The following is a 25020-nucleotide window of genomic DNA, read 5'->3' on the forward strand; positions in this document are numbered from 1 at the left end:
ATTAGTAAGGGCGGTGCTAAACGTCCGCCCTTGCATTCATCTGTAATTCAATAGGCCTTGCCACGGGCAGAGACCGGCCAAAGGGCTTCAACCTTGCCGCCGCGCACACCGACGTACCAGTCATGAACGTTGCAGGTCGGGTCACAGTGGCCGGGCACCAGCCGCAGCTTGTCGTTGACCTTCAGCACTCCATCCGGGTCGCCAATCACGCCGTGTTCGTCCGAACACTTCAGGTATTCCACATCGTCCCGCCCAAAGATGAAGGGCAGGCCACTATCGACGGATTGCGCCTTTAGGCCCGCATCGCAGATTGCCTTGTCGGTTTTGGCGTGGCTCATCACGCTGGTCAGAATGAACAGCGCGTTTTCCCATTCGCCCTGATCAATACGCTGACCGTCCTTGTCCAGAATCCGACCGTAATCAGCATCCATGAAGGCATAAGAGCCGCACTGCAACTCGTTATAAACGCCCGAGTTGCTCTCAAAATAATAAGACCCCGTACCGCCGCCCGAAACCAGCTCGCAGTCGATCCCTTCAGCCTTCAATCCGTCGACGGCATCCTTGACCATGGCGATTGCGGTATCCAGTTTTTCTTTGCGTGCCTCATACGTATCCAGATGCTGCATCGCGCCTTGATAAGCCTGAATGCCGGGAAATTTCAGGTTTGGGGCGGCCTCAACTGCCTTGGCGATTTCGATCACAGCGGGGGTCGTGGTGACACCACAACGGCCCGCGCCGCAGTCGATCTCAACAAAGACCTCCAATTCGGTGTCATGCTTAGCGGCAGCAGCAGACAGGTCAGCGACATTGTCAACATCATCAACGCAGACAATCGTTCGTGCACCAAGCTTTGGCAGGCGCGCCAGACGGTCAATCTTGGCTGGGTCCCGCACCTGGTTCGAGACCAGAATGTCCTTGATGCCTCCGCGCGCAAACACCTCGGCCTCGGAAACCTTTTGGCAGCAGACGCCGACTGCGCCGCCCAGTTGTTCTTGCAATTTCGCGACGTCCACGGATTTGTGCATCTTGCCATGCACCCGATGCCGCATCCCGTGCGCCTTGGCATAGTCGCCCATCTTCTTGATGTTGCGCTCCAGCGCGTCCAGATCAAGGATCAGGCAAGGCGTCTGGATTTCGGATTCATCCATGCCAATCGCGGCAGGGATGTCATAGCCAACTTCGAATTGATCACTGTTCATCGGTTTGTTCATCCTGTTTCTCCTTACCCTTTCAGCCAGGGCAGCTTATCCAGATCCACGTTGCCGCCGGTGATGATGACGCCGACGCGCTTGCCCCGGAACGTGTCGGGGTTCTTGAGAATGGTGGCCAGCGGAACCGCCGAAGACGGCTCCATCGCCACGCGCAAGTATTTCCAGGTGAGTTTCATTGCGTCGATGATCTCTTGCTCGGACGCGGTGAAGATTTCGGTCACATGGTTTGACACAAAGTGCCATGTGTTTTCCTTAAGCGGGACCAACAGCCCGTCTGCCACCGTTTTGGGGGCATCGTCCGCGATGATATAACCCGCTTTGAAGGAACGGTACGCATCGTCCGCCTGCTCAGGCTCAGCCGCATAGATCGCGGTTTCCGGTGCCAGGTTCGAGACCGTCAGACAGGTGCCCGAGACCATCCCGCCACCACCGATTGGCGCGATCACCGCATCCAGGCCATCGGTCTGTTCCAGTAGCTCAGCCGAGCAGGTGGCCTGACCGGTGATAACACGCGGATCGTTGTACGGGTGCACGAACTCTCCGCCTGTTCGGGCCTGCACCTCGGCAAAGGTCGCTTCGCGGGACGACGTGGACGGCTCGCATTCAGTGATCGTACCGCCAAAGCGCCGTACCGCGTCCTTTTTGGCCTGCGGCGCGGTGCGCGGCATCACCACATTGCATGGAATGCACCGACGACCAGCCGCATATGACAGCGACAGGGCGTGGTTCCCGCTCGAGTGGGTGCAAACACCCTTGGTCGCCATTTCATCGCTTAGGCCGAAGACCGCATTACTGGCACCGCGCACTTTGAATGCACCTGCTTCCTGAAAGTTCTCGCATTTGAAGAACAGCTGTGCACCGGTCAATTCATTCAGATAGTCCGAGGTCATTACCGGTGTGCGCCGGATGTGCGGCCTGATCCTTTCATGCGCAGCCTGTACGTCGTCATACGTCAGGTCGGCGACGGGGATTTGATCCAACATGACTGTTCTCCCTAAGCTGCGGCTTTTGCGTGGCTGGTTGAGCTGGCGCGATAGAATTCCTGCGCCGCAGCAACCCCGCTGCCAAGCTTCACCGGGTAGTTCAGATCGGCCATGGCCATCTCGACCGTGGCCAGCCCCGACAGGACCATAACATCGGTCAGGCTGCCCAAGTGGCCAATACGGAACGCTTTGCCATTCAACTCACCCAGACCAATGCCGAAGGATACCCCATAGGTGTTGAAGGCATGGTCAGTCAGTTCGTTGCTGTCGAAACCTTCGGGCACAAAAATGGCGCTGACGGTATCCGAGTAGAGGTCAGGAGATTGTGCGACCAACTTCAGGCCCCAGGCCGCAGTCGCGCGGCGCACACCTTCGGCCAGACGGGTGTGGCGGGCATAGACATTGTCCAACCCTTCCTCGAACAGCATCTTCAGGCTTTCGCGCATGCCGTAGATCAGCTGCAAAGGCGGAGTATAGGGAAAGCCGCCAGACGCATTTGCCGACATCATATCACGGAAATCAAAGAAGGTGCGGGGCAGTTGGGCGGTATCCATTGCAGCCAGAGCCTTGGAGCTGACGCACAGGATCGCCATGCCGGTAGCCAGCATGAACCCCTTCTGCGACCCTGAGACCGCAATATCCACGCCCCACCGGTCAAACTCGAACGGCATTGAGGCCAAAGAGCTCACGCAATCCACATACATCATGGCCGGGTGATGCGCCGCATCCATTGCACCGCGCACAGCGCTGATATCGGAACGCACACCTGTCGCGGTTTCGTTATGCGTCACCAGTACGGCCTTGATTTCATGCGCTTTATCCGCGGACAGGATCGCCTCGAACCTGTCTGCAGGCGCGCCTGTTCCCCATGGGCATTCAACAATCTCAACGTCCAACCCGTGTCTTTCGCACAGATCGATCCAGCGATGGCTGAAGACGCCGTAGCGGGCGACAAGAACCTTGTCACCGGGGCTGAGCGTATTTGTAATCGCTGCCTCCCAACCGCCCGTTCCGCTGGCTGGAAAAGTGATTATCTGGCCTTCGGCGGTGCCGAAAACCTGTTTTGTGTCTTCCAGTACCGGGGCGAAGGTTTCAACGAAGTCCGGGGCGCGGTGGTCTTGCGTCTGAACTTGCATGGCAAGGCGTAAACGATCAGGAATATTGGTTGGGCCTGGGATAAAGACCGGGTTTTGATGCGACATAACTCAATCCTCTGCTTTGGGCCCAAGTGTCGCTTGAACGGTTGCGTGTTGCAATTTTCTTGAAAAATATTTTCATTTTATCCGTTAAATTGATAAGGTGCTGAAACGGATAGGAATTCAGTTTATCAAAATGATCTCTGAGAATTCCGGGCCAAAAAAATTGGTTCGAGTTTTCGGGGGGAATCCGAAGGCCAGGTGAGAAATGGAAACGCAAAAGCGGCCGCGCGGCAGACCCAAATCGCTGTTTAAAGAAAGTTCGGCCGGGACCATGCAATCATTGGATCGGGCGCTGGGCGTACTGACCACTGTTGCCCGGCTAGAGCGCGTCGCGCTGAGCGATCTTGCCCGCGAGGTTGATGTTCCGACAGCCACCACGCATCGCATTCTGGTGACACTGCAAAAACATGGGTTCGTATCCTTTGATGAGGAACGGCAGGAATGGCTGGTCGGAATCGAAGCCTATCGGACCGGTGCGTCTTTTCTGCGGCGCAACAGCGTTCTGGAAATCGGCAGGCCGATCCTGCGGCGTCTGATGCAAGACAGCGGTGAGACCGCAAATCTGGCCGTACCCGATGGAGCAGAGGTGGTCTTTGTCGGGCAGGTCGAAACTCAGAACCCCATCCGGGCCTTCTTTCCACCCGGTGCGCGGACGCCCATGTATGCGTCCGGTACAGGAAAGGCTATTCTCGCTGCGTTGAGCGAAGAGAGTTTAGGCAAAGTTCTGGGCCGGGTTGATCCGGTTGCTTTCACTGAAAATACGAAGTTGCCCGCTTCGGGCTTGTATGCAGATCTGGCTGAAACTCGTACCCGAGGTTGGTCTTACGATCACGAAGAACGGTATGAAGGTATGTCTTGCATTGGTGCGGCCATCTTCAATGACAGGGCTGAGCCTTGCGCCGGTATCTCGGTATCCGGACCGACCGTAAGGTTCAGCCGCGAACGCGCGCCCGAATTGGGCGATCTGGTCATGCGCGCGGCGCAAGAGATCACCCAACTGAGCGGCGGTAGGCTACCCAAGAGCTGACGCTTGATTATTTGCGCGGCACTTTGGGGATGCGCGATTGCGAGAGTTTGTACTTGTGTTCCGGATGCGGTGGATGGCCGTGGGTGCGGTTCCAGAATCCAGTCCCTCCGCGCCTGAGCCATAGGGGGATGCACAGGATCAAACCAACAAAGAACCCTCCGGTATGCGCCCAATAGGCAACGCCACCTTCATCGGGATTGCTGGAGAGGCTGCCAAGGAATTGCAGGCCCAGCCAGACACCCAGCATGATAAAGGCCGGGATGGTAAAGATCCGGATATAGACGATCAGAATCAACAGGATATCTACGCGCGCTTTTGGGAAAAGCAGAAGATAGCCGCCCATGACACCGGCTATCGCTCCGGACGCGCCAATTGTTGGCACCACCGAATCCGGTGCCGAAAAGACGTGAATCAACCCTGCTCCGATTCCTGCCAGCAGATAGAACACGAGAAACAGCACATGCCCCATTTCGTCTTCGAGGTTGTCGCCGAATATCCACAGGAACAGCATGTTTCCCGCCAGATGCATCCAGCCCCCATGCAGGAACATTGACGTCACGAGTGTCTCGAATCCATAGCCGTCAGTTATCCGGGCAGGAATGACTGCGTAGTCAACATAAAGCTGATTGATCAGCCGCGCATCCTCCATGACACCCACATAGCTGAGGAAGATCAGGATGTTCGCAGCCATAAGGGCATAAACAACAAACGGAGTACGCCCCGAAGGGTTATGGTCTCGGATCGGAAACATGGCGCGACGCTGGGCTTTTCGCCGCCCAGCGTCAAGGTCCGGTTATGCCGCACCTCCCAGAAGGGCGGCGTTGCCTCCGGCGGCGGTGGTGTCGACACAGACATGGCGTTCCCCCAGCACCCGCGCACGGTCGGGCTGCCCGGGGATCAGCGGGATGATCGGGCCATCGCGCCGGGCCAAATGCTGCTCGATCTGGCGGGCAGTGTCGTCGTCGCCCCACCACAGAACACCCGAGAAACCGGCTAGGTTTTCAAGCCGGTGCAAATCCAGCATGCCCGTCATACGTATCGCTGTGCCGCCCAACGCTTTGACCGCATCCGCCTGAGCCTTGGCGGCCTCGTCCCCCGGACCCATGCACAAAAGCGGGGAGCGGGAATATTCGGTCAGGCGGTTCGATTCACCGGTGGGGCCAGGCAGCGATTGGGTGCTGGGCGTTGCAGGTTGCCCTTCGGGCGCACCTGGTTCAGCCGAACTGTCCCAGCGTCGCAAAGCATTCTGCCGATCAGGCGCGCAGAACCGTGCCATATAGTTCGGACCGCCCGCCTTGGGGCCGGTGCCGGACAGACCTTCGCCACCGAAGGGTTGCGAGCCGACGATTGCGCCGATCTGGTTGCGGTTGACGTAGATATTACCGGCATGGATCGCCTCGGTCACATGCTGCACCCGGTCGTCGATTCGCGTGTGCAGGCCGAAAGTCAGGCCGTACCCCGTGGCATTGATATCCGCAATGACCTTGTCGATATCTTGCGCCTTGAACCGGGCGACGTGCAGAACCGGACCGAACACCTCGCGCTCTAGCGCCGAGATGCCGGGTATCTCAATCAGAGTCGGTGCGATAAATGTACCCTCAGGAGGCGTTGTCATCTCCTTCAGTACCCGTCCTTCTGAGCGGGCCTGGGCCACGTGGTCCGCGATGATTTGCCGGGCTTGCGCGTCAATGACCGGGCCGCAATCAGTTGATATCAGCCAAGGATCGCCCACATGCAATGCGTCCATCGCCCCTTGCAACATGGTCAGAACGTCCTCGGCAATGTCCTCTTGCAGATAAAGACAACGCAGGGCCGAGCACCGCTGGCCTGCCGATTGGAACGCGCTTTCGATAATCGATTGGACCGCTTGTTCCGGCAAAGCGGTGCTGTCTACGATCATGGCGTTCAGACCGCCGGTCTCGGCGATCAATGACGTACCTGGCCGCATGTGCTGCGCCATTGCTGATCGGATTTTCAGCGCGGTCGCGGTAGAACCGGTAAAGGCCACACCAGAGACGCGTTCGTCCGACGTTAGCGCCGCACCCACCTTCGGCCCGCCCGGAAGAAGTTGCAGCGCATCGCGCGGAACGCCTGCTTCATGCATCAGTTGAATGGCACGATGGGCGATCAATGGCGTTTGCGGGGCAGGGGCTGCCAGCACAGCGTTGCCGGTGGCCAACGCAGCCGATATCTGCCCGGTGAAGATCGCCAATGGGAAGTTCCACGGGCTGATGCAGGTAAATATTCCGGCGGGTTTGGCGGCAGGAATATTGGCGGCGTAGTAGCGCAGGAAATCAACCGCTTCGCGCAGCTCGGCAACTGCATCGGGCACGGATTTTCCGGCTTCGCGGGCGAGCAGGGCAAACAGCTCTCCAAAATGCGCTTCGTAGAGATCGGCTGCTTTATTTAGAATGTCAGCGCGCTTCTCGGCTGAGGCCTGCCATGGGCAAGCGCTGGCCAACGCCAGTTCCACGTCTTCGGGGCTGGCCGCAGCAACCGAACCGGGGCGATCCTGCGGTTGCGCAGGATTGATCACGGGAGTGTCTGCCAAAGGCTGTGCATCATCCGACAATAAGGGGCGGGCGTACCAATGATGGGCGCGGAAGGCGTCGCGTGCGATGTCAATCTGGTCCAGCGTCGGCGTATGGTGCAGATCAAAACCTTTCGAGTTTGGACGTTCCGGTGCGAACAACTCAGGCCCGGTTGGCAGCGGTTTGCCAGGCGTTTGAACGGCTACGAACGGATCTGCGGCAACGGTTTCTGGGGCGACTTCCTCATCAACGATCTGATTGACGAACGAGGAATTTGCCCCGTTTTCCAGAAGGCGACGCACCAGATAGGCCAACAGATCCCGATGCGCACCGACCGGAGCATAGATACGGCAGCGCGAGGTCCGCTTGTCGCGCACGATCTGATGCAGGGTCTCACCCATCCCGTGCAGGCGCTGGAATTCGAATGGCTGGCCGTCCGCCATATGTAGGATGGCGCTGACCGTATGGGCGTTATGCGTGGCAAATTGCGGATAGATACGGTCGGTCATCCCCAGCAGCTTGCGGGCGTTGGCGATATAGGACACATCCGTCGCTGCCTTATCGGTGAAGACCGGAAAACCATCGACGCCCTCGACTTGCGCGCGCTTGATCTCGGTATCCCAATAAGCGCCCTTTACCAGCCGCACCATCAGCTTGCGGTCGTGCCGCTGGGCCATCTCATAGAGCGTATCCAGCACCAACCCGGCGCGTGGGCCGTAGGCTTGCACGACGATGCCGAACCCGTCCCAACCGGCCAGTGCAGGCTCTGCCATAACTTCTTCGATCACCTGCAGCGAGAGCGACAAGCGATCGGCCTCTTCCGCGTCAACGTTCAGCCCCATGCCCGCCGCCTTGGCCAGCAAAGCCAGCGCGCGCAGCCGGGGCACCAGTTCGTCCATCACCCGTTGTTCCTGTGCCAGCTCATAACGGGGGTGCAGGGCCGACAGCTTGACCGAGATGCCCGGATTTTCGCGAATGTCTTTATGGGTGCAGGCCTCGGCAATAGCGGCGATCGCGCGCGAGTAAGACAGGTGATAGCGGGCAGCATCGGCCTCGGTCCGTGCCGCCTCGCCCAGCATGTCGTACGAGTAGGTATAGCCCTTATCTTCCATTCCTTTGGCGCGCTTCATGGCGGATTGAATGGTTTCGCCCAAAACGAACTGACGCCCCATTTCTTTCATCGCACGACCAACGGCGGTGCGGATCACTGGTTCACCCAGCCGCTTGATGGCCCCGCGCAGCGCGCCGACGGGCGAGGATTTGTCTTCGTCCAGGACCCGGCCTGTTAGCATCAACGCCCACGTCGACGCGTTCACCAGTGACGAGGATGATTGTCCCAGGTGTTTTCCCCAGTCTGACGGGGCGATCTTGTCTTCGATCAGTGCGTCAATGGTATCCGCATCTGGTACACGCAACAGCGCCTCGGCCAAACACATAAGCGCAACGCCTTCATCTGTGGACAGGCCGTATTCAGCCAGAAACACTTCCATCATGCCAGGCGACGTGCTTGAGCGGATGTCGCGCACCAGCTGTGCTGCAGCCTCACAAATGGCCGTTCGGTCGGCCTCTGACAGCTTGGCCTGAGAGATCAGCGCGTCCAGTACAGTGGACTGGTCGGTATAAGTCTGAGTGTCGATTTTGGTGCGTAGGCTGTGTGACATGTGTACTCCGGGGCTTTTGCCTAATATAACTGCCTACAGTCAGGAGAATGGACCGAATTTCCTCGAATTCTGGTCGAATTGACTGAAATATAGGAGCCTGATTATGCAAAACGACTTGTCCAGCCTTGATCGCTTTGACCGTGCGATCCTTACGGCATTAGCTGAAGATGGCCGCATCTCAGTGACGGACCTTGCGCGCAGGATCGGCTTGTCAAAATCGCCGACACAGGCGCGGCTCAAGCGGCTTGAGGCTGACGGGATCATCACAGGCTATCGCGCCATGTTGGACCCGATCCGTCTGGGCCTTGACCATGTGGCCTTTGTCGAGGTGCGTCTCACAGATACTCGTGAAAAAGCACTGGCCGAGTTCAATGCAGCGGTGCGCAGAGTTGCTGAGATTGAACAGGCTCATATGATCGCGTCCAACTTTGACTATCTGCTTAAAATCCGGACCCGATCGATGACGGAATACCGCACGGTGCTAGCCGAGAAAATCTCATCCCTGCCGCATGTTGCCAACACCTCCACCTTCGTTGCGATGGAGGCGGTGAAAGAAACCGGGTTGCTGGCTCCGCTATAAAGCAGTTGACCTAAACGCCTGATGGATCAGGTTAGAGAGGATGAAAAACGTACTTATCGTTGCCATACTCGCTGGTTCTGCCGCTCAGGCTTCTGCAGATTGCCCGATTGCGCCGGATCATATTTCTGGCGTCGACGCCCTGATTGCGCAAGCCCAAACCGCGTCGTCTGAGCGCGAGGCGCGGGGCATTTCGGGACGGATGTGGCAACTCTGGACCGATGCGCCGGACGCCCGATCTCAAACCCTGTTGGATCGCGGGATGTCTCTGCGTGAGTCTTGGGATTTGACCGGTGCGCTGGCCGAGTTTGACGCTCTGGTCGCTTATTGCCCGGATTATGCCGAGGGGTACAATCAGCGGGCATTCGTCAACTATTTGCAGCAGGATTACGGTGCGGCCCTGATCGATCTGGATCGGGCCATTGAGCTGTCCCCGAACCATGTAGCGGCGCTTAGCGGGCGGGCATTATCGCTGTTGGGTCTCAAGCGGCTGGACGAAGCGCGAACGGCGCTGAACCATGCACTCGAACTGAACCCGTGGCTTTCAGAACGTGCCTTGCTTGCGCCGGGCGGGCTGCTTGATCCACCGGGTGAGGATATTTGAATTGAGACGAAAAAGCGCCCCGGAACCGAAGTTCAGGGGTGCTTTTGATGCAAGGGCTTGATTAGCCGACCAGCCCGTTGTCGGTGCGTTTGATCGCAATCACCGACGAACGCGGCGTACCGCCATCGGGCCAATTGCTGCCCGGATGCTGGATGCCAACAAACATGGTGCGCAGGTCGGTCGACCAGGCCAGACCGGTGACTTCACAGCCATTCGGGCCGGTCATGAAGCGCACAATCTCCCCGGTCACGGGATCGCCAACTAGCATCTGGTTATTGCCGTTTCCTGCGAATTCTTCCTCGTTGTCATCATTCCCGTCTGTCTGAATCCAGACCAGACCGGTCGAATCGATGGCCATGCCGTCGGGTGAGTTGAACAGGTTGCCTTCGTTCACATTTGCCGATCCGCGACGGTTATCCGAATGAACAGTTGGGTTTCCGGCCATGACATAGAGATCCCAATCAAAGCCAGTGGCCGCGTGATCTTCATCCGCTGGACGCCAGCGCACGATCTGGCCGTATTTGTTGGCCTCGCGCGGGTTAGGGCCGTTGACTGCAGTGTCATCACCCCCAGCATTTGGCTTAACTCCACGGTTCTTGTTGTTGGTCAGGCAGCAATATGCCTCGACCGCAACAGGGCTTGAGGCCACCCATTCCGGGCGGTCCATTGTGGTGCCGCCCACAGCCGATGCGGCCATACGGGTAAAGATCAGAATTTCGGCCGCGTCCATGCCGGTTGTTTCCGGCGTCAGCGGCAGCCATTCGCCGCTCATGTCGTCATTGAACTTGGCGACATATAGCGTGCCGTCATTCAACAAGCCCTGAGTGTCGACACCGGGCGCATAGGCCGCGTTCGAGACGAACCTGTAAAGATACTCGCCACGTTCATCGTCGCCCATATAGACCACGACACGACCGTCCGCAGCCAGCGCGACCTCAGCATTTTCATGCTTGAAGCGACCAAGGCCGGTGTGCTTGACCGGAGTGCTGTCGGGTTTGGTCGGGTCGATTTCAACGATCCAGCCTGCGCGGTGCGGCTCATTGGGGTTTTTCGAGGTGTCGAAGCGGGGATCAAACAGCTCGTAGCCATTCCAGCTTTCGGCCTTGATGCCATAGCGTTTCATGCCGTCTGCGACCTTCTGGTCATAGCTGGCGTTTTCGTCAGAGGAACCAAAGTAGCCGTTGAAATTTTCTTCACAGGTCAGGTAGGTGCCCCATGGTGTCTTGCCGGAACCGCAGTTGTTCATGGTGCCCAGCGACGCGGTTCCTGTCGGATCGGCCTCGGTCTTCAGTAGGTCATGACCAGCGGCAGGGCCGACGATCTTCATCGGAGTGTTATGGTGGATCCGGCGGTTGAAGGGGCTGTCCTTAACGACCGCCCAGCCCGTAGGGCCTTCCTTGATCTCCATTACTGTCACGCCCTGGATGTTCTGCAATTTCAAAACGTCATCGGCACTGGTCGGAACACCTTCTTGCGCGGCAGGCAGGTTGATCTTGCGGTTCGGGTACTCGTGGTTGATCGCAATCAGCTCGTGACCCCGGAACGAGAATGTCTCCATCCCATCCGTATTCTCGCCAAAAACCTTGTCCGAGTTTTCGACCGAACCGCCATCGGTCAAGTCATAGCCAACGGCCTCGGAAAACAGCGGATCGCCCCAGCGCATCAGCATCTTCCACTCATAACCTTCCGGCACGTGGACTGTCCCATCGGTCTGGGCAGGAATCGGCGTGAAGGCAAAGCGTTGTGCATCGACCGCCTGTGCTGAAGTTGAGCCCAACAAACCAGCGCCCATCGCCGCAGCGCCCGATCCAAAAGCCACAACTCCTGACAGGAAACCCCGTCGCGAGATAGCGCTTTCAACCACGCGGTCGAAGTCGTGTTCATCCGGGCGGGGGAAGTGCAACTCATCCCAATCGTCGGCGGAAAGGGTGGTAAGGTCGACGTCTGTCATGGATAGCTCCTGGCTGTCTGAACTAAGAATCGCACCGTGGGTTTAGAGCGATCACATGACAGGAAATTGACAGTCTGAGCAAAGCTTCTTTTGATCTGCGCCGCGTGCAGATTGACGCCGATCTACCTGCGGCGCTGATCAATGTTTAGGCGAATCTATCGCCTAACAACCAGAAGCCTAAGCCGCCTTTGCCTTGCTGCGGCAATAACATGAGGCATGGATAGGCACCGTGGCCCGTGCAGCAGCTTTGTCCAGTTGCAGCTTGATATGACGGGCCTCGGTCGTTTCACCGCGACGGATCAGGCATTCATGCAGGCCATGAAGGCTCCAGATATTGCCGGGATGCTGGCAAGCACGGGCGAGCGTGTCGTCCAGACCCAGATCGGCCCGATAGACGGCCTCGGCCTCATCGAATTGACCGTCTTCCATCAACAAGGCACCCAAAGCGTGCCTTGTTGGCTGCATCCATCCCCAAGGCTCGTCATAAACCAGATTGTCATCCAACTCGACCGAGCGGCGCAGATGATCAAGCCCGCCTTCGCGGTCACCGGATTTGAACGCGATCTCTCCATCCATCATCGCCTCGCCGATCATCAAAACATCCTCGGCGGTGTTGTTGAATACCAGTCGACTTTCTGGGACGGCTTTCCTGGCCTGAACGGCCACTTTGCGTGCATGCGCTGCATCGTCCATACGACCCAAATTGGCCAGAGCCACAGCGCGCGCCTGATGAATTGCGGCGGTGGTATAGCTGTATAACTCCGCGTCGCCGGGCATGGGTTCATCCAGAATTTCCTGCCACATGCCAAAGCGGACCATGACATGGACTTTCTTGCCATAGAAGGATTCGAACAAATCCGGGAAGTAACGGATCACATTGTCCGGCAATAATCGCATCAATTCCTCAGACGCAGCCAGGGCCAATTCGGGTTGCCCTAGGAACATGGCCCCATATGCTTCAAAATGGACGTTGTGAACGCGATAGACGGTATAGAAGTTCTCACCCCCGGCCATGGCTTCGTATTTCTTGTCGACCGCTGCGGCTCGGTGATTGCGCCAGACCACATTCTGATAGTCGCCGCACAACACGTCGATATGCGTCGCCATGTGAACTAGATGCCCGCTGTCGGGCACTAGATCGACCAGCCGATCCCCGTGTCGCAGCGCCTTTTCCGGAGTGGGCGACATCTCCATCAAGTGGATATACATATGCAGCAGGCCGGGATGTTCCCATGCACTAGGCAAAGATTCAAAGGCCCTTTCCAGCACGGTTTGCGCCTCGGTGGTGGATGCGCCCTCGTCAGGTACGCCATTCTTAAGGTCCCAAAGCTGCCAGGGCGTTCGGTTCATCAAGGCTTCGGCAAACACGGACGAGACGTCCAGATCTTCCGGATGATCGGAATAAACCGCGCGCATCGAATCGGCGAAGGCGTCATTCCACGGTGCATAGTCCTCTATTTCGGGGTCCGACGGGAAATGGTGTGAGATCGCTTCGATCAAGGCCGCCTCAATCGGGGTTGAAGATGTGCGCAGAGCCATCGCCGTTTCGACTGCCTGACGCGCCCGGTCAAGGGTGGCAACCTTTTCATCGGGCTCAAAGAACTCCCATGGTTTGTTGTAATTTGGACCAATCGCATAGGCGACGCCCCAATGGGCCATGCTGCAATTCGGATCATGAGATATTGCCTCTTCGAAACAGGCGGCAGCGGCCTCATGATTATACCCGAACAACCAGTTGAGCCCTTGATCGAACAGCTTCTGAGCTTTGCTTGATGAAGTGGTAACAGCACGGCGATACGTGCCGAGGTCAAAATCGGTCATCCTTCAATCCCCCGCTTACTCTCCGCCGAACACCGGCAATCAGCGCCGAACAGCGGATCATCGAATTATAGCACAATTTCGTGAAAGGCATCGCGGAGCGCGGAAAAGGCTCTTCGAGCTATCCAGCCCTCCTTGTCGGACAAGATTACTCATCGGAAAGCAGCCAGCTGTCGCGGTTGTTCGCAAGTGTCGGTGCCGGCAAAATGGACGTATCAATTCTCACCGCGAGGTGCATTTGATTGAAACATCCTCTTGACGACAAATTTTGTATGAAATAGGTGGTGACCTCGCTGAGCGGGCGTTGTGTAGTGGTAAGACCTTAGCCTTCCAAGCTAATGACGCGGGTTCGATTCCCGCCGCCCGCTCCAGCTGATCCCCCACACAGGTTGCGTCATTTAGCCCTTATCGGGCTGCAAAACTTTGTCTTCAGCTTGACCCCAAACGCCTCTGACGCCAAGAAGCTGGGAATGATGCCTGATCAGGGCGATCGATCAAAATACAAGGGCCAGACATGGCAAGAACCAGCGCCGCCAGTCCAGCGAACAATTCGGCTCCGCGTGCACAGGGAGAGCGTGCGCGGTCTAAGAAAATCGGCGTGCTGCGGTCTTTGTGGCCGTTCATGAAGCCCTATCGACTGCTGATGATCGGTGCGACACTGGCGTTGGTCCTAACGGCCAGCATGACGCTGACATTGCCCTTGGCTGTGCGGCGTGTGGTCGACAATTTCCGCATCGAAGATGGTGATTTGCTGGAATGGTATTTTCTGGCCGCCCTCGGTATTGCCGGGATTCTCGCAGTGGGTACGGGTATTCGCTATGCGTTGGTGACTCGGTTGGGTGAACGTGTGGTGGCCGATATCCGAAAGGCGGTTTTTGACCGCGTGATCGGGATGAGCCCCGAGTTTTACGAGCGCATCATGACCGGCGAAGTTCTGAGCCGGATCACCACCGACACAACGCTGATCCAATCGGTGCTGGGGTCGTCTGTGTCCATCGCGCTCCGCAACCTTCTGATGTTCGTCGGTGGACTGGTGCTGATGCTGCTGACGTCGGCCAAGCTGACCGGAATGGTATTGTTGCTTATCCCGCTGGTGGTTGTGCCAATATTGGTACTGGGCCGCAGGTTACGGGTGATCAGCCGGGAAAATCAGGACTGGATTGCGGCGTCCTCTGGAAATGCCGGCGAGGCGTTGGGTGCGGTGCAAACCGTGCAGGCTTTTACTCATGAGGACGCCAGCAGGACGCAGTTCGGAGAGATGACAGAAACTTCGTACGAAGTTTCTCTGCGTCGGATCCAGACCCGTGCGATTCTGACCGTCATTGTGATCTTTCTCGTCTTCTCGGGCATCGTTGGCGTGCTGTGGATGGGTGCGAATGATGTGCGTAACGGGGTTATGACCGAGGGCGTGTTGATCCAGTTTGTGATCTATTCGATCATCATGGCGGGTTCAGTCGCGGCGTTGTCCGAAATCTGGAGCGAGTTGCAGCGCGCTGCAGGTGCGACGGAGCGGCTGGTCGAGCTGCTGAACGCTGAGGATACCGTCAATAATCCGTCGCAGGCCAAGGCATTGCCTGTGCCCGTACGCGGAGAGATACGTTTCGACGATGTGACATTCCACTATCCCGCGCGCCCGGACGTTGTCGCGCTGGATCATTTGTCACTGCAGATAAAACCCGGGGAGACAGTGGCCTTTGTTGGCCCGTCTGGTGCGGGCAAGACAACAGTCATCCAGATGATTCAGCGGTTCTATGATCCCGATGCGGGACAGGTCAGCCTTGATGGGCTCGACCTGCGCGAGTTGAACCGTGACGACTTCCGTCAGCACATCGCGCTGGTCCCGCAAGACCCCGTGATCTTTGCCGCTTCGGCGCGCGAGAATATCCGCTTTGGCCGTCTGGACGCCTCAGATGCCGAAGTCGAGTCCGCCGCCCGAGCCGCCGCCGCGCATGAGTTCATCTCGGCTTTGCCCGAAGGGTATGACAGCTTTGTGGGCGAACGGGGCGTAATGCTGTCGGGTGGTCAGAAGCAACGTATCGCCATCGCACGTGCCATCCTGCGCGACGCACCGGTGCTGCTGCTGGACGAGGCGACCTCGGCTTTGGACGCAGAAAGCGAACGTGCGGTGCAGGGTGCGGTCGATAACATGAGGGCAGGGCGCACCACTCTGATCGTGGCGCATCGTCTGGCGACCGTTAAGAAGGCAGACCGGATTGTCGTGCTGGAAGCCGGGCGCATTGTGGCGCAGGGTACCCATAACGATCTGGTGGCGCAGGACGGTTTGTATGCCCGCCTCGCACGCTTGCAGTTCACCGACGGGGTGGCTGCAGAATGAAGTGACGCTCCGGCACATCTCGTTTCGCCGTAGCGTCATTCTACATATTCCCGCACCTGATCGCTAAGCCCTTGCTTGCGCATGGTGTGTTTTGCTTCCATCTTGGAGGTGACAAACAAGCCTGTGCGCGACACGGGAGACAGATCAGGGGAGGAGCCACATGGCCTTTGTGGGATTGGAAGACAAGGCGCGCATCGAGCAGGAGATGACGTGGGAGGATCGGGATGTACCCGTCACCTTCCACCAGCTGTTGTCGCGGACGGCGGGCAAGTTCCCGAACCACAAAGCGATCAGCTTTCAGTTGTTGTCTGGACCGAGTGACAAGGCTGAGACGCTGACATGGTCCGAACTGCTGGGCAAAGTCAACCAAGCGGCCAATCTGTTCCGTTCCCTTGGCATCGGAGAAAACGACGTGGTGGCATATGTGCTGCCCAATTGCAACGAGACGCTGGTCACCATGATGGGCGGTGCGGTGGCCGGGATCGTGAACCCGATCAACCCATTGCTGGAGCCGGAGCAGATCGCGGCGATCCTGCGTGAGACCAAGGCGAAGGTCGTGGTCACGCTGAAATCCTTCCCCAAAACCGATGTAGCCCAAAAGGTTGAAGAGGCAGTACGCCACGCTCCGGGCGTCAACACGATCCTTGAGATCGACCTGAATCGCTATCTGACGCCGCCCAAATCCTGGCTTGTACCGTTCTTGCGCCCAAAGATGGGTGATAAAGAAAAGCTGGCCCATGCGGATTACAAGAACTTCCTTGATGAGCTGAACAAGCAACCTAAAACGCTGAACTTTGAGGATAGCCAGGAAGATCGGGTGGCGTGCTACTTCCACACGGGCGGCACTACGGGCATGCCGAAAGTAGCGCAGCACAAATACTCGGGCCTTATCTACAATGGCTGGTTGGGCAACACGCTGCTCTTTGACGAAAACGACGTCATCATGTGCCCTCTGCCGATGTTCCATGTCTTTGCGGTGCATGTCATCGTGATGGCGGCGGTGTCGTCTGGTGCACATGTGGTATTCCCGACGCCTGCCGGGTATCGCGGTGATGGCGTATTCGACAATTTCTGGAAACTGATCGAACGCTGGAAGGTTTCGTTCATCATCACAGTGCCGACAGCGATTTCAGCCAAAATGCAGCGACCTGTGGATGCGGATATATCCAGCGTTAAAACAGCATTTTCGGGATCAGCTCCGTTGCCGGTTGAACTGTTCCGTCGGTTTGAAGAAGCGACTGGCGTTACTATCGTCGAGGGTTACGGCCTGACCGAGGCCACTTGTCTGGTGTCATGCAACCCCGTGGATGGGGAAAAGAAGATCGGCTCGATCGGCATCCCGTTCCCCTATACGGACGTCAAAATCCTGCAGGACGGGCCGGATGGACCAACCGAGTGCGGCGTAGATCAGATCGGTGAAATTTGCATCTCGAACCCCGGCGTATACGCGGGAAATACTTATACTGAGACCGACAAGAATACGAACCTCTATCATTTCGATAAATACCTGCGCACGGGCGATCTGGGACGGTTTGATGAGGACGGCTATCTGTGGATCACCGGTCGCGCGAAGGATCTGATCATTCGGGGCGGACACAATATCGACCCTGCAGAAATCGAAGAGGCCTTGCTGGGCCATGACGCGGTCGCCTTCGCTGGGGCTATCGGTCAGCCCGATGCGCATTCGGGTGAGGTGCCTTGCGCCTTTGTTGAACTGGTCGAGGGGGCCTCAGTCACTGAACAGGAGCTGATGGACTATTGCAAGGTTCACGTCCACGAACGTGCAGCACAGCCCAAGCATATGACCATTCTGGATGAATTGCCGAAAACCGCCGTTGGCAAGGTTTTCAAACCCGAACTGCGCAAGCAGGCCATCACTCGCATCTACAACGGTGCTTTGGACGTCGCAGGCATTGAAGCGCGGGTCGTTTCGGTAATCGACGACAAGAAGCGAGGTCTTGTCGCACAGCTTGACGCGAATGGGTCTTCCGAAGACGATGTCTCAAAAGTGCTGGGTTCGTTTACCCGGCCATGGGAGTGGTCTGAATAATTCGGAGGAACAATGGACTATGAACGTCTGATCGACGAGGAGACCTGGGGTTTCATCCGGCGCACAGCCGAGAGCTATCCGGATGATACAGTAGAGATGTCCATTGCTGACCAACGCCGGGTCTATGACGCGATGTGTCAGGACTTCCGCCAGCCGCGCCCACCTGGCATCGAGGTGCGCGACAGGTCTGCCGATGGCGTACCTGTTCGCATCTATAGTGCCGGTGACCCCACCAGGACCGTCGTCTATATACATGGTGGTGGGTTCGTCGTCGGGGGCTTGGATAGCCACGATGATGTCTGTGCGGAACTCTGCGCCCAGACGGGCTATCGGATCGTTTCGGTCGACTATCGGTTGTGCCCTGAGCATGTGCACCCGGCGCAGTTTCAGGATAGCTGGACCGCCACGAACTGGGTGGTTCAGGAATACGGCGAGCCGATCGTGCTGGCCGGTGACAGCGCGGGTGGCAATCTGGCAGCAGCCGTTTCGCACCATGGTCGGGGGCGGTTGGAAAATGTGCTGGGGCAGGTCCTCATATATCCCGGCTTAGGCGGAGATATGTCGCAGGGGTCGTATATCGAACATGCCAATGCCCCGCTGCTGACATTGGACGATATCCGGTTTTATGAGACTGTTCGGTATCAAGGGACCACGCCCCAGAACGATCCTACCTTTGCACCGTTGCATGACGTCGATTTCTCGGGGCTACCGCCGACGGTTGTGGTGACCGCCGATTGCGATCCGCTGCGCGATGACGGGAAAGCTTATTGCGACCGGATCACAGCCGCAGGTGGGCAAGCCCAATGCATCAACGAGACAGGTTTGGTCCATGGGTACCTACGCGCCAGAACATCTGTCGGGCGCGCAGCGGACAGCTTTGAACGCATTTCCGTGGCCATTGAGGCATTGGGGCAGGGGATTTGGTCCTACGACTGAACCGCGTCAGGTCAGGAACGGCTTGGCTTTCATCGTGTCCGCCACCGGCGCACCCATACGCTTAAGTATGGTTGGGGCTAGCTGAAGCTGGTCGATCACGGTATCCGGTTCAGGGCCTTTGGCCTCACCAAAATAGTAAAGCGCCGTTTCCTGCTGCAACGGGCTGCGACCACCGTGATGGCCGCGTTCGTCCTGACCATGATCAGCCGTCACGATGACGTCATAACCCAACTGCTGCCAACGCGGAATGAATGGGGCCAGCATTTCGTCCATGACGAAACAGGCATGGTCCATCTCGGCGCAATCGTGGAAGAAACGATGCCCCATGCTGTCCAGTGTGCAAGTGTGCAGGATGCCATAATCCAGTCCGAAGCGCAGACACAGGTTGGTGAGCGAGGCAAACAGATCGACATCGCTTGGCGTCATCTGGTTGGCGTTGCCATATCCCGTCATTGAATGAAAGCGACCATGGTTGATTGTCAGGTTGTCGGGCTCGTCATATTCAACATCGCGGACGTAGTCGAACGGGTGTCGATTGAAGAATTGAGACCAATAGCTGTGGGTGACCGCGCCGGTTACACCGCCTGCCTCACGCACCTGACTGAACACGTCCTTGTGGCTTAGTCGGAAGACGTTGCCGTTGCCTGTACAGCCATGCTCTTGCGGTGTGACCCCAGTGTGGATGGAGGCGTAGCAGCTGGCAGAGGTCGAGGGCAGCACAGAGCGGAGTTTCCAAACCCGGGCAGCACCGCTGTCGACCCACCCTTCAAGATTGCCAAACAGTCGACGAAAGTTGCGCCAGGGGACGCCGTCGAGGATGATCAAAAGCAGTTTGCGGTCCATGTTCCGGCCCTTGTTTCTGAGTATTCGTTCCGGCGAACCTATGAGATTCGTCCGGCTATGGCTGCGCATTTGCGCCCCAAATAGCAAAATCCCGACGTCTGCTTGTGTTCACAGCGTCGGGAATTTGAATGGTCTTCGGTGTTTCTATGAGAAGGGCGCGGATCAGTTCCCCGCGCTCTCCATTTTGCGGTGGGCGACAACCTCTTCCAGCCAGCCAAGATGCATCTCAGGCACCGAGCTAAGCAGCAAGTCTGTATAGTCGTCGAACGGAGGGCTTAGCACCTGGCTCTTGGGACCGTAGCGAACCACCCGACCCTGGTACATCACCGCGATACTATCGCTGATCGCACGGACTGTCGCCAGATCGTGGGTGATGAACAGGTATGCCACATCCTCGATCTTTTGCAGATCCAGCAGCAGCTTGAGGATACCGTCCGCGACCAGCGGGTCGAGCGCCGAGGTGACCTCATCACAGATGATCATCTTTGGCTTGGCCGCCAGCGATCGCGCGATACAGACACGCTGTTTTTGACCACCCGACAGTTCCGCCGGATAACGATCGATGAACTTCTCGCCCAGTTCGATCTCATCCAGCAGCTCAACGATCCGCTTGCGTTTCTCGGCGCCGCGCATGTTGAAGTAGAACTCGAGTGGGCGGCCGATAATCGTACCGACGGTCTGACGCGGGTTCATTGCCACGTCGGCCATCTGGTAGATCATTTGCAGCTCACGCAGGTCTTCACGCGTGCGGCCTTTCAGATCAGAGCTGAGCTTGCGGCCCGCAAATGTGATCTCACCATCGCGAGGCGGAAGAAGCCCGGTGATGACTCGCGCCAGCGTGGACTTGCCCGACCCGGATTCGCCCACAACCGCCAGTGTCTGCCCCGGATGAAGCTCGACGTTGACATTATGCAGCACGTCGAAATTCAAGCCTTTGTAGCGCGCGGTGATACCATCGACGCTCAGCACGGGTTCAGGAGTTGGTTTTTTCTCTTCGTGCTCGATTGAGCGGACCGAAACCAGCGCCTGTGTGTACTCTTCTTGCGGGCGGTTTATGATCTGGTCGGTATTTCCGTATTCGACCGTATCGCCCATCCGCAGCACCATGATGTCATCACTGACCTGGGCCACAACTGCCAGATCATGAGTGATATACAAGGCGGCAACGCCCGAGTCGCGAATGGCGTCTTTGATGGCCATCAGCACATCGATTTGGGTAGTCACGTCCAGTGCCGTGGTAGGTTCGTCAAAAACCACCAGATCAGGCTCAGGGCAAAGCGCCAGCGCCGTCATGCAGCGCTGCAGCTGTCCGCCCGAAACCTGGTGCGGGTAACGATCACCGATATTGTCAGGGTCGGGCAGACCCAGCTTGGCAAAAAGCTCACGCGCGCGGGATTCAGCCTCTTTGCGCGAAAACTTCTTCTGCTCAACTGCGGCCTCGACCACTTGATCCATGATCTTCTTTGCGGGGTTGAACGATGCGGCGGCGGATTGGGAAACATATGTTACCTCACCACCGCGCAGTTTGCGGATATCCCCATGAGATGTCTTGAGGATATCACGCCCGTTTACCCAAACCTCGCCCCCGGTGATTTTCACACCGCCACGGCCATAGGCCATCGAGGCCAGACCGATGGTAGATTTGCCGGCCCCGGATTCGCCGATCAGACCCAGCACCTTGCCTGGAGCGAGGTCAAAGCTGACCCCGTGCACGATCTCGATGTCATGGGGCTTTTCACCCGGCGGATAGACGGTCGCGCCGATTTTGAGGTCGCGGACCTTGAGAAGGATATCACTCATCCCCGGCCTCCTTTCAACGATGTGGTACGATTCAGGACCCAGTCAGCCACCAGGTTGACCGAGATGGCCAGCGTCGCAATGGCCACAGCGGGATAAAGCGCTGCGCCGATGCCATAGACGATGCCATCCTTGTTTTCCTTCACGATACCGCCCCAGTCAGCCAGCGGTGGCTGGACGCCCAGTCCCAGGAACGACAGGGTCGAGATGAACAGAACCATGAAGATGAACCGTAGCCCGAATTCGGCCACAAGTGGCGACAGCGCATTGGGCAGGATTTCCCGGAAGATGATCCAGGCGCGCCCTTCGCCGCGCAGCTTGGCGGCTTCAACATAGTCCATCACGTTGATGTCCACCGCTACAGATCGCGATAGGCGATACGGGCGGGTGGCATCCAGTAAGCCCATAACAAGGATTAGGATCGGGACGGTCACCGGAACGATGGCCAGAATGACCAGTGCCAGGATCAGAGTCGGGATTGACATGATCAGATCCACCGTACGGCTGAGCGCCTGATCAGCCCATCCGCCCAGTACAGCAGCCAGCAAGCCCAGCGACGTACCGGTCAGAAAGCTGAGCAGCGTCGCCGCTGCCGCGATGAAGATTGTCGTGCGCCCGCCATAGATCATGCGGGTCAGCAGATCGCGACCGATATTGTCAGTGCCTAGCAGATGTTCGGGGCTGCTCGGCTCCCAGACGTCGCCGACGACTTCTGCCATTCCATAGGGTGCAATCAACGGGGCGGCGATCGCCACAAAGAAATAGGCGAAGGTGAAGATAAGGCCAATCAGAGCCGAAAGAGGAATGTTCTTTATCATTTCGGATGCCTCAGTCTTGGGTTGGCAAGGATCGACACGATATCTGCAACCATGTTCAGACCGATATAAACGGCCGCAAACACCACGCCGCAGGCCAGAACAACCGGCACATCACGTTTGGTCACGGCATCCACAAGGTATTGCCCCATACCTGGATAGACGAACACAACCTCGACCACGACAACACCCACGACCAGATAGGCCAGGTTCAGCATGACGACGTTCACGATCGGTGAAATCGCGTTGGGAAAGGCATGGCGGGCAATAACCTGAAATGTGCTGAGGCCTTTCAATTCAGCGGTTTCGATATAGGCCGATTGCATGAGGTTCAGAATGGCCGCGCGCGTCATGCGCATCATCTGTGCCAGCACGACCAGCGTCAGAACAAAGGCAGGTAGCGCGATTGCATTCAACTTTTGTCCAAACGACATAGAATCATTGATCATCGCAAGCGACGAGAACCACCCCAATTTCACTGAGATATAGTAGATCACCACATAACCGATCAGAAACTCGGGGATCGAAACCGTCGTCAGGGTGATGGCTGAAATCAGTTTGTCGGGCCAGCGATTGCGGAACCGCACGGCAAGCAGCCCCAGAAAGATTGCAAGCGGTACGGAAACTATTGCTGCCACGCAAGCCAGGAACAGAGTGTTCCCAAGGCGTTTTCCAATACTCTCGGAGATATCAAGTTTGTTGGTCAGGGATTGACCCAGGTCACCCTGAAGTATGCCGCCCAACCACTCGAAATAGCGTGTAAGGGCAGGCCGGTTCAGGCCCATTTCTTCGCGTAGGTTTGCCAAGGCCTCTGGAGTTGCGGACTGCCCCAGGACGGCTTGCGCGGCGTCTCCGGGTAGGGCTTCGGTTAGGCCGAAAATCAGGGCCGAAGCGCCGAGCAGCAAAAGGAGTCCCAGCGCCAGGCGCTGGGAAACCAATTTGATGATGGGATGCATTATCCGTAGCCCGTTTTAGACGAACCACATTTTGCGGGATATGTTGCCGTTCATCATCTCTTGCGTCGGGTCAGATTCCCATCCATCCAGCTGGTTGCTGACGCCTTCGACAAAGTCGTTGAACATCGGGCAGATCAGGCCGCCTTCGTTGCGTACCATTTGACCCATCTGGCTATAGATGGCTTTGCGTTTCTCAGGGTCGAGTTCCGCCTTTGCTGCAAACAATAAGTCGTCAAACGCCTGAACCTTAAACCTCGTGTCGTTCCAGTCTGCGGTCGACAGATATGCAGTCGAGTACATCTGGTCCTGAACCGGGCGGCCGCCCCAATAAGACGCACAGAAGGGTTGAACGTTCCAAACCTCGGACCAGTAGCCATCATTGGGCTCACGCTTGATTTCAAGCGGAATTCCGGCCTGTGCAGCAGTCTGCTGGAACAGAGCAGCAGCATCTACAGCACCTGGGAACGCACCATCGGCAACGCGCAAAATAATCGGAGATCCATCATGCCCAGATTTCTTATAGTGCTCTGCTGCCTTTTCAACGCTGAACTCGCGCTGTTCGATGGTTTCATCAAACAATGGATAGGCTGAATTGATCGGCATATCATTCCCGATCGAGCCATAGCCGCGCAGAACTTTGTCAACCAATTCTGCGCGGTTGATGGCGTACTTCAGTGCGGTGCGCAGTTCATTGTTATCAAACGGAGCCGTGTCGCAATGCATGATGAAGACATAGTGACCGCGACCAGCGGTTGAATGCACCGTCAGGTTAGGCGCACGGCCCAACAGGTCGGCAACTTTGGGTTCAACGCGGTTGACGGCGTGGACCTGTCCGGACTGCAGTGCAGCGGTCCGTGCCGTCGCATCGTTGATCACAACAACTTCTACGCTGTCAAAATTGCCGAAATCGCTGTTCCAGTGGTTTTCGTTCTTGGTGAACAAGTGACGGACGCCGGGTTCGTCCACTTCTAGTTTGTACGGGCCGGTGCCGATACCTGCCGCCGGATTATCCATGCCGCCATCGGGCTGAATGATGAGGTGATAGTCGGCCATTAGATACGGCAGGTCGGCGTTCGGCTCGGTCAGTGTGACCTGGAAATTATCTCCATCGGCCTTCATCGACTCGATGCCTTTCATGATGCCCAAGGCACCTGATTTGGAATCTTCGTTCGAGTGGCGCTGCATAGTTTTCAGCACGTCTTCGCTGGTCATGGTCTTGCCGTTGTGGAACTCGACCCCTTGACGCAGCTTGAACGTCCATACTTTCGCGTCTGCACTTCCTTCGACGCTTTCAGCCAGGCGCGGTTCGATGGTTCCGTCGGGCGCCACTTCGACCAGTTGGTCTCCGAACTGCTTGCCGTTCTGGAACGGGACTGAGCTTGCGTAGGTTGCCGGATCAAGTGAGTTGGTTGATTCACCACCCTGCAAACCGAATTTCAGATCGCCGCCCTTTTTCGGACCAGCGGCACGTGCCGCATCGGCAAACATAGTGCTTGCCATTGCGGCCGAGACACCCAGTGCCGCTGCTTTGCCCATGAATTCACGGCGGGTCAGCTTTCCAGCTGTGACCTGCTTTGACATGTGAGTGAGTTGTTCGTTCATCCAGATTTCTCCCAGTTGATAGGATGTTCAGCCCGTTGGCGGGCTTTTTATTGACGCATGAGTCAACTTAGGTGCAATTCAGGGCAGCGGGCAAGTGCAAATCTCTTGAAATAATGGGGAGGTT

18 protein-coding genes and 1 tRNA gene are annotated in these 25020 nt (G+C 57.3%); 7 read left to right on the forward strand and 12 right to left on the reverse strand.

Going from position 1 to position 25020, the window contains the following annotated elements; translation table 11 throughout:
• Nucleotides 1-47 precede the first annotated feature (47 nt).
• The 3 genes from bhcC to bhcA are packed head-to-tail and all read right to left on the reverse strand — an operon-like array spanning nucleotide 48 to nucleotide 3396.
• Nucleotides 48-1211 carry a 3-hydroxy-D-aspartate aldolase BhcC gene (gene bhcC / locus ACR0L9_RS02980; protein WP_480894708.1) on the reverse strand — a complete coding sequence of 388 codons (1164 nt, stop codon included), beginning with the start codon at nucleotides 1209-1211 and terminating at the stop codon, nucleotides 48-50.
• A gap of 11 nt (nucleotides 1212-1222) precedes the next feature.
• A complete protein-coding gene (bhcB, locus tag ACR0L9_RS02985) occupies nucleotides 1223-2194 on the reverse strand; it encodes a beta-hydroxyaspartate dehydratase BhcB (RefSeq protein WP_480894710.1) in 972 nt (323 codons plus the stop codon).
• Between the two features lie 11 nt (nucleotides 2195-2205).
• The gene (gene bhcA, locus ACR0L9_RS02990) at nucleotides 2206-3396 is read right to left on the reverse strand and encodes an L-aspartate--glyoxylate aminotransferase BhcA (RefSeq protein WP_170625222.1); all 1191 of its coding nucleotides are present in this window, start codon (nucleotides 3394-3396) and stop codon (nucleotides 2206-2208) included.
• Between the two features lie 202 nt (nucleotides 3397-3598).
• Between bhcA and ACR0L9_RS02995 the strand changes: the two genes are divergently transcribed.
• The gene (locus ACR0L9_RS02995; protein WP_480894713.1) at nucleotides 3599-4420 is read left to right on the forward strand and encodes an IclR family transcriptional regulator; all 822 of its coding nucleotides are present in this window, start codon (nucleotides 3599-3601) and stop codon (nucleotides 4418-4420) included.
• A 7-nt stretch (nucleotides 4421-4427) separates the two neighbouring features.
• On the opposite strand, the gene ACR0L9_RS03000 is transcribed toward ACR0L9_RS02995, so the two are convergent.
• Both ACR0L9_RS03000 and putA read right to left on the reverse strand, forming a co-directional pair.
• On the reverse strand, nucleotides 4428-5171 hold the full coding sequence (locus ACR0L9_RS03000) for a rhomboid family intramembrane serine protease (protein ID WP_480567292.1): 744 nt from the start codon (nucleotides 5169-5171) through the stop codon (nucleotides 4428-4430).
• A gap of 42 nt (nucleotides 5172-5213) precedes the next feature.
• Nucleotides 5214-8612, reverse strand: coding sequence for a bifunctional proline dehydrogenase/L-glutamate gamma-semialdehyde dehydrogenase PutA (putA, locus tag ACR0L9_RS03005; protein WP_480894715.1), 3399 nt, complete (start codon nucleotides 8610-8612; stop codon nucleotides 5214-5216).
• Nucleotides 8613-8715: 103 nt separating this feature from the next.
• Here putA and ACR0L9_RS03010 point away from each other — a divergent pair, with 103 nt between their 5' ends.
• Both ACR0L9_RS03010 and ACR0L9_RS03015 read left to right on the forward strand, forming a co-directional pair.
• Complete coding sequence (locus tag ACR0L9_RS03010; RefSeq protein ID WP_170401672.1) at nucleotides 8716-9192, forward strand: winged helix-turn-helix transcriptional regulator; 477 nt, start codon at nucleotides 8716-8718, stop codon at nucleotides 9190-9192.
• Nucleotides 9193-9232: 40 nt separating this feature from the next.
• Nucleotides 9233-9793, forward strand: a complete 561-nt coding sequence (locus ACR0L9_RS03015) for a tetratricopeptide repeat protein (protein ID WP_170609458.1) — start codon at nucleotides 9233-9235, stop codon at nucleotides 9791-9793.
• A 61-nt stretch (nucleotides 9794-9854) separates the two neighbouring features.
• Here the strand turns inward: ACR0L9_RS03015 and ACR0L9_RS03020 are convergent, their stop codons facing one another.
• Together ACR0L9_RS03020 and ACR0L9_RS03025 are read right to left on the reverse strand one after the other, a co-directional pair.
• Nucleotides 9855-11744, reverse strand: a complete 1890-nt coding sequence (locus tag ACR0L9_RS03020; RefSeq protein ID WP_480894717.1) for a PhoX family protein — start codon at nucleotides 11742-11744, stop codon at nucleotides 9855-9857.
• A 177-nt stretch (nucleotides 11745-11921) separates the two neighbouring features.
• Nucleotides 11922-13565 carry a hypothetical protein gene (locus ACR0L9_RS03025; RefSeq protein WP_480894719.1) on the reverse strand — a complete coding sequence of 548 codons (1644 nt, stop codon included), beginning with the start codon at nucleotides 13563-13565 and terminating at the stop codon, nucleotides 11922-11924.
• Nucleotides 13566-13859: 294 nt separating this feature from the next.
• On the opposite strand from ACR0L9_RS03025, the gene ACR0L9_RS03030 reads away from it, so the two are divergent.
• From ACR0L9_RS03030 to ACR0L9_RS03045, 4 genes are all read left to right on the forward strand, one after another.
• Nucleotides 13860-13933 (forward strand) — tRNA-Gly (locus tag ACR0L9_RS03030).
• 143 nt (nucleotides 13934-14076) lie between these two features.
• Nucleotides 14077-15897: an ABC transporter transmembrane domain-containing protein gene (locus ACR0L9_RS03035; protein WP_480894721.1), complete on the forward strand. Its 1821-nt coding sequence runs from the start codon at nucleotides 14077-14079 to the stop codon at nucleotides 15895-15897.
• Nucleotides 15898-16057: 160 nt separating this feature from the next.
• Complete coding sequence (locus tag ACR0L9_RS03040; protein ID WP_480894723.1) at nucleotides 16058-17947, forward strand: acyl-CoA synthetase; 1890 nt, start codon at nucleotides 16058-16060, stop codon at nucleotides 17945-17947.
• A gap of 12 nt (nucleotides 17948-17959) precedes the next feature.
• Nucleotides 17960-18883 (forward strand): alpha/beta hydrolase, encoded by a 924-nt coding sequence (locus tag ACR0L9_RS03045; RefSeq protein ID WP_480894725.1) that lies wholly within the window; start codon nucleotides 17960-17962, stop codon nucleotides 18881-18883.
• A 6-nt stretch (nucleotides 18884-18889) separates the two neighbouring features.
• On the opposite strand, the gene ACR0L9_RS03050 is transcribed toward ACR0L9_RS03045, so the two are convergent.
• The 5 genes from ACR0L9_RS03050 to ACR0L9_RS03070 all read right to left on the reverse strand — a co-directional run bounded on the left by ACR0L9_RS03050 (nucleotide 18890) and on the right by ACR0L9_RS03070 (nucleotide 24896).
• Entirely contained in the window at nucleotides 18890-19726 is an 837-nt protein-coding gene (locus ACR0L9_RS03050; RefSeq protein ID WP_170401655.1) for an alkaline phosphatase family protein, read from the reverse strand.
• A gap of 162 nt (nucleotides 19727-19888) precedes the next feature.
• Nucleotides 19889-21526, reverse strand: a complete 1638-nt coding sequence (locus ACR0L9_RS03055) for an ABC transporter ATP-binding protein (protein ID WP_170801947.1) — start codon at nucleotides 21524-21526, stop codon at nucleotides 19889-19891.
• Entirely contained in the window at nucleotides 21523-22338 is an 816-nt protein-coding gene (locus ACR0L9_RS03060) for an ABC transporter permease (protein ID WP_170402849.1), read from the reverse strand. The genes ACR0L9_RS03055 and ACR0L9_RS03060 overlap by 4 nt, the downstream gene beginning before the upstream one ends.
• Nucleotides 22338-23294: an ABC transporter permease gene (locus ACR0L9_RS03065; RefSeq protein WP_170392259.1), complete on the reverse strand. Its 957-nt coding sequence runs from the start codon at nucleotides 23292-23294 to the stop codon at nucleotides 22338-22340. Before ACR0L9_RS03065 ends, ACR0L9_RS03060 begins: the two co-directional genes overlap by 1 nt.
• Nucleotides 23295-23309: 15 nt before the next feature.
• Nucleotides 23310-24896, reverse strand: coding sequence for an ABC transporter substrate-binding protein (locus ACR0L9_RS03070; RefSeq protein WP_170392257.1), 1587 nt, complete (start codon nucleotides 24894-24896; stop codon nucleotides 23310-23312).
• Nucleotides 24897-25020 lie beyond the last annotated feature (124 nt).

The organism is Ruegeria sp. I3, assembly GCF_056532525.1.

Bases quoted from the DNA above. Each gene is read 5' to 3' on its own strand.
- ACR0L9_RS03000 (WP_480567292.1), bottom strand. From the start codon at position 5,171: ATGTTTCCGATCCGAGACCATAACCCTTCGGGGCGTACTCCGTTTGTT.
- bhcC (WP_480894708.1), bottom strand. From the start codon at position 1,211: ATGAACAAACCGATGAACAGTGATCAATTCGAAGTTGGCTATGACATC.
- bhcB (WP_480894710.1), bottom strand. From the start codon at position 2,194: ATGTTGGATCAAATCCCCGTCGCCGACCTGACGTATGACGACGTACAG.
- ACR0L9_RS03015 (WP_170609458.1), top strand. From the start codon at position 9,233: ATGAAAAACGTACTTATCGTTGCCATACTCGCTGGTTCTGCCGCTCAG.
- ACR0L9_RS02995 (WP_480894713.1), top strand. From the start codon at position 3,599: ATGGAAACGCAAAAGCGGCCGCGCGGCAGACCCAAATCGCTGTTTAAA.
- ACR0L9_RS03010 (WP_170401672.1), top strand. From the start codon at position 8,716: ATGCAAAACGACTTGTCCAGCCTTGATCGCTTTGACCGTGCGATCCTT.
- ACR0L9_RS03035 (WP_480894721.1), top strand. From the start codon at position 14,077: ATGGCAAGAACCAGCGCCGCCAGTCCAGCGAACAATTCGGCTCCGCGT.
- ACR0L9_RS03050 (WP_170401655.1), bottom strand. From the start codon at position 19,726: ATGGACCGCAAACTGCTTTTGATCATCCTCGACGGCGTCCCCTGGCGC.
- ACR0L9_RS03065 (WP_170392259.1), bottom strand. From the start codon at position 23,294: ATGCATCCCATCATCAAATTGGTTTCCCAGCGCCTGGCGCTGGGACTC.
- putA (WP_480894715.1), bottom strand. From the start codon at position 8,612: ATGTCACACAGCCTACGCACCAAAATCGACACTCAGACTTATACCGAC.
- bhcA (WP_170625222.1), bottom strand. From the start codon at position 3,396: ATGTCGCATCAAAACCCGGTCTTTATCCCAGGCCCAACCAATATTCCT.
- ACR0L9_RS03070 (WP_170392257.1), bottom strand. From the start codon at position 24,896: ATGAACGAACAACTCACTCACATGTCAAAGCAGGTCACAGCTGGAAAG.
- ACR0L9_RS03020 (WP_480894717.1), bottom strand. From the start codon at position 11,744: ATGACAGACGTCGACCTTACCACCCTTTCCGCCGACGATTGGGATGAG.
- ACR0L9_RS03055 (WP_170801947.1), bottom strand. From the start codon at position 21,526: ATGAGTGATATCCTTCTCAAGGTCCGCGACCTCAAAATCGGCGCGACC.
- ACR0L9_RS03040 (WP_480894723.1), top strand. From the start codon at position 16,058: ATGGCCTTTGTGGGATTGGAAGACAAGGCGCGCATCGAGCAGGAGATG.
- ACR0L9_RS03045 (WP_480894725.1), top strand. From the start codon at position 17,960: ATGGACTATGAACGTCTGATCGACGAGGAGACCTGGGGTTTCATCCGG.
- ACR0L9_RS03025 (WP_480894719.1), bottom strand. From the start codon at position 13,565: ATGACCGATTTTGACCTCGGCACGTATCGCCGTGCTGTTACCACTTCA.